At 38.6% G+C, this 11,995-nt stretch carries 15 protein-coding genes and 1 rRNA gene; 2 read left to right on the top strand and 14 right to left on the bottom strand.

Annotated elements, in window-relative coordinates; genetic code table 11:
* A 16S ribosomal RNA gene (locus U8D43_RS16055) occupies positions 1-110 on the bottom strand; the annotation flags it as partial.
* Positions 111-332: 222 nt separating this feature from the next.
* Positions 333-617 carry a hypothetical protein gene (locus U8D43_RS16050; protein WP_335872202.1) on the bottom strand — a complete coding sequence of 95 codons (285 nt, stop codon included), beginning with the start codon at positions 615-617 and terminating at the stop codon, positions 333-335.
* Between the two features lie 132 nt (positions 618-749).
* Here U8D43_RS16050 and pdaB point away from each other — a divergent pair, with 132 nt between their 5' ends.
* Positions 750-1,499, top strand: coding sequence for a polysaccharide deacetylase family sporulation protein PdaB (pdaB, locus tag U8D43_RS16045; RefSeq protein ID WP_335872201.1), 750 nt, complete (start codon positions 750-752; stop codon positions 1,497-1,499).
* Positions 1,500-1,674: 175 nt separating this feature from the next.
* Here the strand turns inward: pdaB and U8D43_RS16040 are convergent, their stop codons facing one another.
* Complete coding sequence (locus tag U8D43_RS16040; protein WP_335872200.1) at positions 1,675-2,277, bottom strand: KinB-signaling pathway activation protein; 603 nt, start codon at positions 2,275-2,277, stop codon at positions 1,675-1,677.
* 155 nt (positions 2,278-2,432) lie between these two features.
* Here U8D43_RS16040 and gerD point away from each other — a divergent pair, with 155 nt between their 5' ends.
* The gene (gene gerD / locus U8D43_RS16035; protein WP_335872199.1) at positions 2,433-3,083 is read left to right on the top strand and encodes a spore germination lipoprotein GerD; all 651 of its coding nucleotides are present in this window, start codon (positions 2,433-2,435) and stop codon (positions 3,081-3,083) included.
* Between the two features lie 241 nt (positions 3,084-3,324).
* On the opposite strand, the gene salA is transcribed toward gerD, so the two are convergent.
* From salA to U8D43_RS15980, 11 genes are all read right to left on the bottom strand, one after another.
* Entirely contained in the window at positions 3,325-4,383 is a 1,059-nt protein-coding gene (gene salA, locus U8D43_RS16030; protein WP_335872198.1) for an iron-sulfur carrier protein/transcriptional regulator SalA, read from the bottom strand.
* A 108-nt stretch (positions 4,384-4,491) separates the two neighbouring features.
* On the bottom strand, positions 4,492-5,202 hold the full coding sequence (cwlD, locus tag U8D43_RS16025) for an N-acetylmuramoyl-L-alanine amidase CwlD (protein ID WP_335872197.1): 711 nt from the start codon (positions 5,200-5,202) through the stop codon (positions 4,492-4,494).
* Between the two features lie 239 nt (positions 5,203-5,441).
* Positions 5,442-5,894 (bottom strand): DUF2521 family protein, encoded by a 453-nt coding sequence (locus U8D43_RS16020; RefSeq protein ID WP_335872196.1) that lies wholly within the window; start codon positions 5,892-5,894, stop codon positions 5,442-5,444.
* A gap of 178 nt (positions 5,895-6,072) precedes the next feature.
* The gene (gene rpsI, locus U8D43_RS16015; RefSeq protein ID WP_335872195.1) at positions 6,073-6,465 is read right to left on the bottom strand and encodes a 30S ribosomal protein S9; all 393 of its coding nucleotides are present in this window, start codon (positions 6,463-6,465) and stop codon (positions 6,073-6,075) included.
* Positions 6,466-6,487: 22 nt separating this feature from the next.
* The gene (rplM, locus tag U8D43_RS16010) at positions 6,488-6,925 is read right to left on the bottom strand and encodes a 50S ribosomal protein L13 (protein ID WP_335872194.1); all 438 of its coding nucleotides are present in this window, start codon (positions 6,923-6,925) and stop codon (positions 6,488-6,490) included.
* Positions 6,926-7,083: 158 nt separating this feature from the next.
* A complete protein-coding gene (gene truA / locus U8D43_RS16005; RefSeq protein WP_335872193.1) occupies positions 7,084-7,833 on the bottom strand; it encodes a tRNA pseudouridine(38-40) synthase TruA in 750 nt (249 codons plus the stop codon).
* Positions 7,834-7,844: 11 nt separating this feature from the next.
* Positions 7,845-8,642: an energy-coupling factor transporter transmembrane component T family protein gene (locus tag U8D43_RS16000; RefSeq protein WP_335872192.1), complete on the bottom strand. Its 798-nt coding sequence runs from the start codon at positions 8,640-8,642 to the stop codon at positions 7,845-7,847.
* The gene (locus tag U8D43_RS15995; RefSeq protein WP_335872191.1) at positions 8,639-9,508 is read right to left on the bottom strand and encodes an energy-coupling factor ABC transporter ATP-binding protein; all 870 of its coding nucleotides are present in this window, start codon (positions 9,506-9,508) and stop codon (positions 8,639-8,641) included. Before U8D43_RS15995 ends, U8D43_RS16000 begins: the two co-directional genes overlap by 4 nt.
* Positions 9,484-10,320, bottom strand: coding sequence for an energy-coupling factor ABC transporter ATP-binding protein (locus U8D43_RS15990; RefSeq protein WP_335872190.1), 837 nt, complete (start codon positions 10,318-10,320; stop codon positions 9,484-9,486). The genes U8D43_RS15995 and U8D43_RS15990 overlap by 25 nt, the downstream gene beginning before the upstream one ends.
* 286 nt (positions 10,321-10,606) lie before the next feature.
* Positions 10,607-10,969 (bottom strand): 50S ribosomal protein L17, encoded by a 363-nt coding sequence (gene rplQ, locus U8D43_RS15985; protein WP_335872189.1) that lies wholly within the window; start codon positions 10,967-10,969, stop codon positions 10,607-10,609.
* A 43-nt stretch (positions 10,970-11,012) separates the two neighbouring features.
* Entirely contained in the window at positions 11,013-11,957 is a 945-nt protein-coding gene (locus tag U8D43_RS15980) for a DNA-directed RNA polymerase subunit alpha (protein WP_335872188.1), read from the bottom strand.
* Between the last annotated feature and the right edge of the window lie 38 nt (positions 11,958-11,995).

The following is an 11,995-nucleotide window of genomic DNA, read 5'->3' as shown; positions in this document are numbered from 1 at the left end:
ACCCGTCCGCCGCTAACAATGAGGAGCAAGCTCCTCATTGTTCGCTCGACTTGCATGTATTAGGCACGCCGCCAGCGTTCGTCCTGAGCCAGGATCAAACTCTCCATAAAAGTTAAGTTTGACTTGCTCATAAAACATTTTTTGTAAGAATCTATGTTCTTACGTTTAAATTAACGTTGACGTTTCGTCTTTTCAGTTTTCAAAGTTCAATCGTCGTCCCGTTTGAGCGACTTGACTATCGTAACATCTTATCTCTTATATGTCAATAAGTATTTTGATGTTTTTTAAATTGTTTCATTGCCGCATCAGCGACGTTTATTACTATAACAAGATTAATATGTATCGTCAATAGTTTCCTTCATATTTTTTGCTTTTTTCTTTACTTTGTTTATTTTTTGTTGAATTCCTTTTGGTATGACAATGTATTTCATTACATCCGACTGGCTCCCTACTCGCTTTAACAGCGCAAGCAAGATCTTGTATCGCTCTTGCATTGCCCTTTTTACAATGCCATCAATCCTTTCATCCTCCATATCTAAAATAATTTCATCCATTTCCCTCTTTAATAAATATTCCACTTCCTTTTTCTCTTCCTCACGAATCATCATCCCAAACATTTCTGACACCCCTTTTTTATATGTTACAGTAGTTTTTTCCATAAAGAGGGGTTTTTATAAACATTTTTTACTCATATTTTCAAGACAAGCTGACATATGCTTATACATGACTGTTTTTATGGGGGTGTGTTAATGGTACGGTTTTATGTGTGGAATGCCCAACGTTTAAAATTGCTTACGTTAATTATCATTATTTCTTTTTTTACTGCTATCCTTCTATATAGTCAAAGCTCTAGTTTTTTACCTGTCTTTTCAACCAAAGATGGTCCTAAAGCTGTTTTCAAAGGAGAAAAGGGAGTCGCCCTAACATTTAACATCGGATGGGGCGATGAAAAAGCAAAACCCATTCTAGAGGAATTAAAAAGATTAGAGGTGAAATCCGCCACTTTCTTTCTTTCTGGTTCATGGGCAGAGAGGCATCCAGACCTGACGAAAGAAATTCAAGAAGCCGGATATGAAATCGGAATTCTCGGGTACAGCTATGTAGACTATACTAGCCTGGAAAAAGAGGAAATCCGCAGAGACCTTTCCAAAGCAACAGACGTCTTCAACAAGCTAAAGGTGGAGAATATTAAACTCCTACGTGCACCAACTGGTGATTTCAACAAGACCGTTCTTGCGATTGCCGATACACTTGGCTATACCTTGGTTCATTGGAGCATTAATTCGAATGACTGGACAAATCCAGGAACTGATATAATCGTACAGAATATACAATCAGCGAGTGATGGGGACATCCTCTTATTTCACGCTTCCGATTCAGCTAAACAAACAAAGCCTGCCTTACCTGACGTTGTGAGTACGTTAAAAAACAAAGGGAAATTGGTAACAGTATCGCAATTGATTTCTAACGGAGATGTACAGACAAAGACTGTTCCTTAAGAAATCAACGCGGAATCTACTCGCTTATCGGCGACTTTCATAAAATTAGTCATTCTTCCCTTAAAAAACAACTTATTTCAGCACCTCAAATTGCTGAAGACTGAAGCTAAATATCGAATTTTTTCAATTAATACTTTCTCTTCAGTAAAAAAAGAGCCCGTGTCAGGGCTCTTTTTTACGCTTTCCGCTGTATATATTTTGGTAGCATTAATAGCTGATACGTGTTACAGACTAATAGCGTGAATAACATTTGAAATAGCCAACTCTTTTCATTCGCCGTTAACACAGGGATCCACTCTAATATTGTCACAACCGTCATAAAAAATAGGGCAGAAACAAATGTACTATTTTTCGTTTGTTTGGATTTGAAATACGCAACCACCAAGCCATAGGCGAGTATTCCCATCGCTAGCAGAAAGTAACCGACAATCGATTCATTTTCACCCGCAAATTTTTGGAACCGAAAGTACACTAAATCAAATAAAACTAAAGCAATAATAACAAGTTGTACACTATTCCAAAGTGAAATGGACTTAAAAAAACCAACCCCAAATTGGTGAATCGTTAAATACGCAAAAAAGCCCATTTGACTGATCACACTGAAAGTAAAACCAACGCCTAACAGCCAAAAAGTTGCAGGAATAATCTCCCCAAAGCTCATTTCACTAAACCACGGAGAAAATTCGCTCCAACGAATGACAAAGCCAAATAAAACATGCACTACTCCTCCAAGAAATAGAGTAGAAAAGAAAAATTTAATCCAATTCCGGATAGTCATTCTTTATATTCTCCTTACGTAAATTTACTAGAATGCTCCTTTGATTTTACCAATGGCTATGCGAAAAATCTAGAATAACTATAGAAACGTATAAAATTTGTCGATTTTCTCATATTAAAGATAGGTACAAATCGATTTGCGAAGGGAGCCCGTCTATGATAAAAAAACCCTTTCCTCTACTCCTTCTCGTCATACTTCTAACCGGTTGTTCAGGAGGAGAATCAAGCAATGGACAGATGGATTATGAAGAAACAAAAAAAATGGTTGTCGATATATTAAAAACAGATGATGGTAAAAAAGCGATTCAAGATGTCGTAGCAGATGACAAAATAAAGCAAGAGCTAATTATGGACGAGGAAATCGTAAAGAAAACGATTTCCGAAGCACTAACCTCTGAAAAGGGTATGGACTTTTGGAAAGAATCCTTTAAAGATCCAAAATTTGCTGAATCCATGGCAAAAAGCATGAAAAAAGAGAACGAAAAACTACTCAAGTCTTTAATGAAAGACCCAGCTTATCAAGGGATGATGATGGACCTTTTTAAAGACCCTGAATTACAAAAAGAAATTCAAGAATCCTTAAAAAGCAAAGAATATCGAGAACACTTGCAAGAAGTTATTATCGAGACCTTTGAAAGTCCTTTATTTAAAACTAAATTACAAGATGTCTTAATGAAAGCAGCAGAAGAGATGAAAGGCAGTGGTGGAGAAGAGAAAAAATCAGGAGAAGAAGAGCCGAAGCAAGAATCTTCCGAATCTGGCGAGGAAGAAGGTGGCGGAGAAGGCTCAGGGGGAGAATCCTCTTGACAAAGTTAACTAGTCAGTCGTTATTAAGTACAAGGTTCTCATGATTAACAAAGTCTTTGTCGTGACATACCAACGAATCCAAAAAGCAACAATTATTGCGAAAACATCCTTAATTGAAAGTCACTTCCACAAAATAGGTTTTACTTGAAAAAAAACTTTATTTTTTGGGTTTTGTTTGGAACTAGGTTTTCCAATAAAAAAACAAGTTGACTCATTGATCAATGGGCCAACTTGTTTACTTCTACTTCGATAAATGATCAATAACTTTTTCGGCAATTCCTTGATAGATTTGTCCAATCTGATGATCTTCAGCATATACAGAAGGAGCAAAATCCGCTTCATCCCAATCAGGTTGTTGGAGTGGTAATTTCCCTAACAAATCCGTTTGAAGCTCATCTGCTAGTTTCTCTCCTCCACCTTTTCCAAAGACAAATTCTTTTTCGCCGGTTTTCTTACTTTCATAATACGACATATTTTCTACTACACCTAAGATTGAGTGATCCGTTTGAAGCGCCATAGCACCCGCTCTAGCTGCGACAAATGCAGCTGTTGGATGTGGAGTTGTAACGATAATTTCTTTGCAACTTGGAAGCATCGTATGAACATCTAAAGCCACGTCACCTGTTCCAGGCGGAAGATCTAAGAGTAAATAATCTAAGTCTCCCCACTCTACCTCTGTAAAGAAGTTATTGAGCATTTTCCCTAGCATCGGACCTCTCCAAATGACGGGAGCGTTGTCCTCGACAAAAAAGCCCATAGAAATCACTTTCACCCCAAGACGCTCAACAGGAATGATACTTTCCCCACGCACGACAGGTCGTTTAACGATTCCCATCATATCAGGAACACTAAATCCATAAATATCTGCGTCAATTAACCCGACTTTTTTGCCTAATCGAGCTAGAGAGACCGCTAAATTTACGGATACAGTTGATTTACCGACTCCCCCTTTACCGCTCGCAACCGCAATAAAAGTGGTTTTGTTGGTGGGTGATAGCAGGTTGTCGCTTTCACTCTCGCTTGGTATTCCTCTATGCTTCTCTAGTTCTTCTGGTGATAAGTCTGCAAATCGAATTCCAACAGATTCTGCTCCAGCTGATTTTAAATTTTTTACAATTTCTTGTTGTAATTGTAATTGCTCGGGCGTACCTGTTTTAGCAATGGCTACTTTCACGCTTACATGACTTTTTTCTGGTTTAACTTTTATTTCAATGATTCCATTTGTCTCAGCAAACGTTTTATGTAAGAAAGGATCCTTCATTTCACTTAGAATATCTTGAACATTTTGTTCCGTAATCACGCTAACACCGTCCCTCATTATGTATTCGTTTTCATCATATTTCAGTATAACATATCCCCCATTAATTTGGCATTACGAGACTCTATTCAAAGGTAAAAGCTGATTTGATCATTCCAAATCAGCTTCATTCGTATAATATCGGAGGATTCCTTCATATATGGATGCTGATACACTCTCTTGATAAGAATCCTTCATAAGATGATGTTTCTCCTCAGGGTTTGATAAAAAGCCGATTTCTACTAATGCACCTGGCTTCTTAGCATACTTAAGTAAGTACACATTCTGAATAATCTTTGCTTCCCGGTCCGTATTTTCTAAATTACGAACAAGCTCAGCTTGGATGAAAGTTGCAACTCGCTTATTCTCCACATAATGTGGTGCATAAAACGTTTGCGCTCCATTCCATTTAGGAGACGGGATGGAATTCAGATGAATGGTAATAAACAAGTCAGCATCAGATTCATTAATCATTTGCAGTCTTTTTTTTAAGTCCTCTGACTTTCTTCGACTGTACCCTTTCGTTCCTTTATCTGCTAAGTCTGTATCTTCTTCTCTAGTTAGTAACACAAGTGCCCCTTGTTCTTGCAAATATTCTTTTACTTTAAGGGCTACTTTTAACGAGATATCCTTTTCTAAAGCTTCTTCGTCACCCGCTCCTCCGTCTGGGCCTCCATGGCCTGGATCCAAGTAAATAATTTTTCCCGACAAAGGTAGATTCCATGATTTCCAAGAATCATTGTCTCCTATCGTAAATTGAAACAAAATTAAAAGTATAACGGCTGCTCCAAAAAAGCTGATGATTTTCACTTTATGAAACATTAAACGCCCCTCCCAACTCTTCTACAAAGCCTCTTTTCGTATACATTGTTGCTCATTAGTTTAATTTTAGATGGAATCCCCCATTATGCGGTTGATACCCATCAGAATTAGACGAAAAGATGAACCGAAACAAAGCTTTACCCCCGTTTATAGACTGGTTCGAACAGCAACAAACTCCACGAAAACAGCCTCTACAAAAGAATATGGGACAAGACGTGCTTTTAGAACCTTAACTTCCTCTAGTGTAAACGTAGCTTCTGGCGTTGAATGCCTTTTTGATACCCTTCTTCCCACCACTTATTCACAAATTGCTCACAGGCATAGTAGAAGGATTCGTCCACTGGGGATGCGACACCAAGCTCAGCCCAATATAACCAAAAATTAAAAATCGTATCAGTAAGATGCTTTAGTTCACTCTCTACTGATAATTTTATTTGACTAACTCTATCCTCATTCCGCCCTAACCTACTCACTTTTCCACCTAAAAGATATGACTCAATCGCGACATCGTAACACGCTTCATCAAATCCCTCTTGCATGAAAATACCCCCTTGTACCTTTAGGGTATTAAAATACTTCCTCACACTTTCTGATAGCATTTTTATCGAAATCTCTTTCAAAAGACGACGCTCATATTTGATTTGTTTTTCCCGTCTTTTTGCATTTAATGTTGTGATTACATTCAAGTGCATTCACCCCTTGAACGTATTTTCCTACAATAACCCTAAGCCCATCCTTGGCAAATGCTATCATCCCTTCCCAATTCCGGAAACATTGGCATCGAATAAAAGAGAAAGTATTGAATAAAAGAGAGAGAATTAAGCAGCAAAAAACCCCAGTCCAAGGACTGGGGTTTTCATGATGAATAGATTAACGTTTCGAGAACTGAGGTGCACGACGAGCGCCTTTAAGACCGTATTTCTTACGTTCTTTCATACGAGCGTCACGAGTTAACAATCCTGCGCGTTTTAAAGGCGTACGGAATTCAGGGTCAATTTGTAGTAACGCACGAGCGATACCGTGGCGAATTGCGCCAGCTTGACCTGTATATCCTCCACCGTGAACGTTTACTAATACATCATAGTTGCCTAGCGTTTCAGTAACATTTAGTGGTTGTTTGATTACTTCGCGTAAAGCTGCGAATGGAATATAGTTTTCTACATCACGATCATTGATAACGATTGAACCGTCGCCTGGTACTAAACGCACGCGAGCAACTGAGCTCTTACGACGACCTGTTCCATAATATTGAACTTGTGTCAAGGTAATGTCCTCCTCTAATTAATTATCCGCGAAGTTCGTAAACTTCAGGTTGTTGAGCTTGGTGTGGATGTTCTGCACCAGCATATACGTGTAATTTTTTGAAAGTTTGACGTCCAAGAGAACCTTTTGGAAGCATGCCTTTAATCGCAAGCTCTAACATTTTCTCAGCGTAATTCGTACGCATTTCAAGCGCAGTACGAGTTTTCAATCCACCTGGGTGCATGCTGTGACGGTAGTAAATTTTATCTGTTAATTTCTTACCTGTAAGTTCAATTTTCTCTGCATTGATAAGAATAACATGATCACCAGTGTCAACATGTGGTGTAAAAGTTGGTTTGTGTTTACCGCGTAAAATAGATGCTACTTCGCTTGCAAGGCGACCTAAAGTCTTACCTTCAGCGTCAACAACGTACCATTTACGTTCGATTTGATTAGCTTTCGCCATATACGTCGTACGCATTGTTTAACCCTCCTATTATTTAAAAAATTATTATCCAATGAATTTGAGTATTTATTTAGTCACAATAAGATTCCGGGGCTCATCGTGGGGTTAAAATTCATACCATATGATATCTTATCGCTTTCTAGTCTTGTTGTCAAGAAAATGTTACACCAGGATTAGTTGTCATTAGGATACTGTACTTTCCAAAGATATAATCCATGAGCAGGAGCCGTCTTTCCAGCTGCACCTCGGTCTTTTTTGGCTAAAATAACAGCCATTTCTTCCGGATGTAGCCTTCTTTGACCGACTTCTATTAGTGTTCCCGTTAAAATCCTCACCATATTATATAGGAAACCATTACCAGTAAAAGTGAAGAGGATTTCTTCATCTGTTCTTTCAATAGAAATAGCTGAAATTGTTCTAATCTTATCCACGACATCTGTTCTGGCTGAACAAAAACTGGTGAAATCATGCATTCCAATAAAAAAACTTGCGGCCTTTTGCATCTCTGCAAGATTCAATTCATAAGGAAAATGATAGGCATAATGACGAGTGAATGGGCTCGGAATGGGTCTAATATTCAGCTTGTACCGGTATTCCTTCTTATCAACAGAATAACGAGCGTGGAAATCACTCTCAACAAATTCACTAGTAGATACGACAATTTCATTTGGTAAAATGGAGTTGAACACAACCGGCCATCTATCTAGCGGAATGTCTAAAGGTGTGTCAAAATGAATCACTTGTCCTACTGCATGCACACCTGCGTCAGTCCTACCTGAAGCAACGACCTTCATAGAATTGCCCTTATGAATTTTTGTTAAAGCATCTTCTAGCTCAGATTGAACAGTTCTCATTCCTGGTTGAACTTGATAGCCAGCGAACATCGCTCCATCATAACTAATCGTACATTTCACACGCTGCATGTTATCCTCCATTAAGAACGTAATAAATATAATATCATCGTTAACCCTATTAACACTAGCAATGAAAGGGTATCACTTCTTTTCCACTTCAATTGTCGATATTTTGTCCTTCCTTCACCACCACGGTAACCTCTTGCTTCCATGGCAATCGCTAAATCCTCTGCCCGCTTAAAAGAACTGACAAATAGAGGGATTAACAAAGGAACCACTGCTTGAAGACGCCCTTTGATGCTACCACTCGCCAAATCTGAACCTCTAGCAGACTGCGCCTTCATTATTTTTTCAGTTTCTTCCATTAGTGTAGGTATAAATCGCAATGATATCGACATCATTAGCGCTATTTCGTGGACAGGCATTTTAACTTTTTTTAATGGACCAAATAGTGTTTCTAGTCCATCTGTTAAAGATATTGGAGTCGTCGTTAACGTCAGTAGTGAGGTCACAATGATCAATAAAAGGAATCGAACTGAGATAAACACACCTTGACGAAACCCTTCCTCATAAACTTTAAACAACTGGAAATCAATAATCACATTTCCCTCTTTTGTAAAAAAGACATGCAAAAGGAAAGTAAAGAGGATTAACCACCAAACGGGCTTTAAACCATTTACAATAAAGGAAAACGGAATTTTTGTTAAAGTAACGAGTGAAAAAGTAAATAAAGCTAACAAGCCATAAGATAGAACATTATTCGCCAAAAACACGACAGCTATAAAGAAAAAAATAAATAATAACTTCGCTCGAGGATCTAATCGATGAACGATAGAATCTTGAGGAACAAAACGACCAATAATCAGTTTTTCCATCATAATTCATCACCATCTACTGATAACTGCATAAGTTCTGTAGCCAATTCTTCAACAGTAAGACAGATTTTCGCTAGTTTTTTGCCTAATTTCCTCTCAACGTGGCGTTGAAAACGAACCACTTCGGGTACATCTAAGCCGAGGGAAGAAAGTTTTGGTCCATTGGAAAAAATTTCACGAGGTGATCCTTGTTCAGCTAGGCGTCCATTATGCATAATCATTAGCCTATTCGCATACTTCGCTGCATCCTCCATACTGTGTGTAACTAATATCGTTGTCAATCCTTCCTCCTGATGTAACCGAGAAAACATGTTCATAATTTCTTTTCTGCCTTTCGGGTCTAGACCGGCGGTGGGTTCGTCTAAAACTAGGACACTAGGCTGCATTGCTAATACACCCGCAATGGCGACTCGTCTCATTTGACCACCAGAGAGGTCAAACGGAGATTTGTCTATTATTTCTTGTGGTAACCCCACTTGTTCAATATATTTCCTAGCTCTTTCCTCAGCCTCACCTGTAGAAACACCAAAGTTTAACGGTCCATACATTACATCCTTTAAGACCGTTTCTTCAAACAGCTGATGTTCAGGAAACTGAAAAACAATCCCTACTTGTTGTCGAATGCTCTTTAGATTTTTTGCTTTTTTTGAGGAACGAACAACCAAATCTCCTATTTGGACTTCTCCACTCGTAGGCTGTAATAGAGCATTTAAATGTTGCAATAGAGTGGATTTTCCTGATCCAGTATGACCAATAATGGCAATATACTCTCTTGAAGGTATATGAAGGCTAACATCATAAAGAGCTTGGCGCTCAAAAGGGGTTCCCTGTGCATATTTATAACTTACTTGTTGAAGTTTGATATCCATAGACCATTCACCAACTCTTCTTCTGTTAAATAATTCTGCTCTAAATGAAATCCTTGCCTCTTTAACGCTTTGCTCATTTTAGCTGAAAAGGGGATATCTAACCCTAATGCAACCAGTTCTTCATCCAATTGAAAAATTTCATCAGGTGTTCCTTCTTTATATACTTCACCTTGATTCAAGACAATCATACGATCAGCCTTTGTGGCTTCTTCAAGATCATGAGTAATAGATATAATCGAAATTTGCTTTTGTTCCTTTAAATCTCGAATTGTTCGAAGTACTTCTTCTTTTCCTTTCGGGTCTAACATTGACGTCGCCTCATCAAGGATGATGATGTCTGGACTAAGGGCCATTACTCCAGCAATGGCCACTCGTTGCTTTTGACCTCCAGAAAGATGGTGCGGCTCTTGATCAAGAAAATCTTGCATGTGAACGGAACTTAGCGCATGATGAATTCTTTCTTCCATCTCTTCATGAGGTATTCCATGGTTTTCTAAACCAAAAGCCACATCATCCTGAACAGTAGCACCGACAAACTGATTATCAGGATTTTGAAATACCATACCGATTTTCTTTCTGATCTCCCATATATGTTCTTCACTTAGTAACAGATCTTCAACCTTAACTTCTCCTTGTTGGGGAAAGTGAAGACCATTTAGCATTTTAGCTAATGTCGATTTACCAGATCCATTATGTCCCACAATCGCTAACCATTCTCCTTTTTCAACTGTTAAAGAAATGTTTTTTAAGGCAAAAGGTTGTTCTGGATTGTATTGAAAAGAGACATCCCGAATCGTAATAACTGATGACATTCTAATCCTCCTCTAAACTCTGCTTAACTCAATCTTCTCTCTATAAATCTTCATCATTAAAAAGCTGTATATACAAAAAAAAGCCTGCACCTCATTCCATAAAAAGCTGAATGCTTTTCATGTTCATCTAAGAACGCCCGCAACGGGGGAAGAGGTGCATGGAGCTAGACGAGACGCTTGATACGCTCATCATAACGCTCTGCTTTTTGAAGTCTTTGACATCTAATTGCAGAAAAAGGGCAGTAAGCAGTTAACGTCTAACTGTCCTGCCCTAGATTTCCTACTATTAAACTAACTCAATAATGACCATTGGTGCGCCGTCACCACGACGAGGTCCAAGTTTCATAATACGAGTATATCCACCTTGACGCTCAGTGTAACGTGGAGCGATATCAGCAAATAATTTTTGTACAGCATCTTGTTTTGTTTCCGCGTTTGCTACTTCGTTACGAATAAATGAAGACGCTTGACGACGTGCATGAACATCTCCACGCTTACCAAGAGTAATCATTTTATCTACAACAGAACGAAGTTCTTTCGCACGAGCTTCTGTCGTTTCAATACGCTCGCTGATAATTAAATCAGTAGCTAAATCGCGAAGCATCGCTTTACGCTGAGCGCTAGTACGCCCTAACTTTCTGTAGCCCATGAAGGTTCCCTCCTTTGTTGAATGTTTATATCGTTAAAGAATATCAGTCATCTTTACGTAAACCTAAGCCTAATTCATCTAGTTTAGCTTTAACTTCTTCAAGTGACTTACGTCCTAAGTTACGAACTTTCATCATATCTTCTTCTGTTTTATTCGCTAACTCTTGAACCGTGTTGATACCAGCACGTTTTAAACAGTTATAAGAACGAACAGATAGATCAAGCTCTTCGATTGTCATTTCAAGAACCTTTTCTTTTTGGTCCTCTTCTTTTTCAACCATAATTTCAGCCTTTTGAGCTTCATCAGTTAACCCAACAAAGATATTCAAATGTTCTGTAAGGATTTTCGCACCTAGAGAAATCGCTTCTTTTGGTCCAATGCTTCCATCTGTCCAAACATCGAGTGATAGTTTGTCAAAATTCGTCAATTGACCAACACGAGTGTTTTCAACTTGGTAGTTTACGCGTGAGACTGGAGTGTAAATAGAGTCGATTGGGATCACGCCAATTGGAAGATCCTCGCGTTTATTCTGATCAGCCGGTGTATACCCACGACCACTTTGAGCCGAGATACGCATACGAAAATGGCTGTTACTAGACAATGTTGCAATGTGTAAATCTGGATTTAAGATCTCTACATCACTATCATGTGTAATATCAGCTGCGGTTACGCTACCTTCACCTTGAACATCAATTTCAAGCGTTTTTTCTTCATCAGAATAAATCTTTAACGCAAGTTTTTTAATATTAAGAATGATAGAAGTAACATCTTCCACAACGCCTTCAATTGTTGAGAACTCATGTAGTACACCATCAATTTGAATAGAAGTGACAGCAGCACCTGGGAGTGAAGATAAAAGGATACGACGTAAGGAGTTACCCAATGTAGTTCCATATCCACGCTCAAGTGGTTCTACGACGAACTTACCAAACTTAGCGTCATCACTGACCTCAATCGTTTCGATTTTTGGCTTTTCAATTTCGATCATTCAAATTTACCCTCCTTTACAACGTCGAAACCTCGGTA

It is taken from the genome of Bacillus sp. 2205SS5-2, assembly GCF_037024155.1.
Taxonomy (GTDB): domain Bacteria; phylum Bacillota; class Bacilli; order Bacillales; family Bacillaceae_K; genus Bacillus_CI.
This window is presented reverse-complemented; position numbering and strand designations above follow the sequence as displayed.

Coding starts and splice junctions, on each gene's coding strand:
- U8D43_RS16050 (WP_335872202.1), bottom strand. CDS start 617: ATGTTTGGGATGATGATTCGTGAGGAAGAGAAAAAGGAAGTGGAATAT.
- pdaB (WP_335872201.1), top strand. CDS start 750: ATGGTACGGTTTTATGTGTGGAATGCCCAACGTTTAAAATTGCTTACG.
- U8D43_RS16040 (WP_335872200.1), bottom strand. CDS start 2,277: ATGACTATCCGGAATTGGATTAAATTTTTCTTTTCTACTCTATTTCTT.
- gerD (WP_335872199.1), top strand. CDS start 2,433: ATGATAAAAAAACCCTTTCCTCTACTCCTTCTCGTCATACTTCTAACC.
- cwlD (WP_335872197.1), bottom strand. CDS start 5,202: ATGTTTCATAAAGTGAAAATCATCAGCTTTTTTGGAGCAGCCGTTATA.
- U8D43_RS16020 (WP_335872196.1), bottom strand. CDS start 5,894: ATGCACTTGAATGTAATCACAACATTAAATGCAAAAAGACGGGAAAAA.
- rplM (WP_335872194.1), bottom strand. CDS start 6,925: ATGCGTACGACGTATATGGCGAAAGCTAATCAAATCGAACGTAAATGG.
- truA (WP_335872193.1), bottom strand. CDS start 7,833: ATGCAGCGTGTGAAATGTACGATTAGTTATGATGGAGCGATGTTCGCT.
- U8D43_RS16000 (WP_335872192.1), bottom strand. CDS start 8,642: ATGATGGAAAAACTGATTATTGGTCGTTTTGTTCCTCAAGATTCTATC.
- U8D43_RS15995 (WP_335872191.1), bottom strand. CDS start 9,508: ATGGATATCAAACTTCAACAAGTAAGTTATAAATATGCACAGGGAACC.
- U8D43_RS15990 (WP_335872190.1), bottom strand. CDS start 10,320: ATGTCATCAGTTATTACGATTCGGGATGTCTCTTTTCAATACAATCCA.
- rplQ (WP_335872189.1), bottom strand. CDS start 10,969: ATGGGCTACAGAAAGTTAGGGCGTACTAGCGCTCAGCGTAAAGCGATG.
- U8D43_RS15980 (WP_335872188.1), bottom strand. CDS start 11,957: ATGATCGAAATTGAAAAGCCAAAAATCGAAACGATTGAGGTCAGTGAT.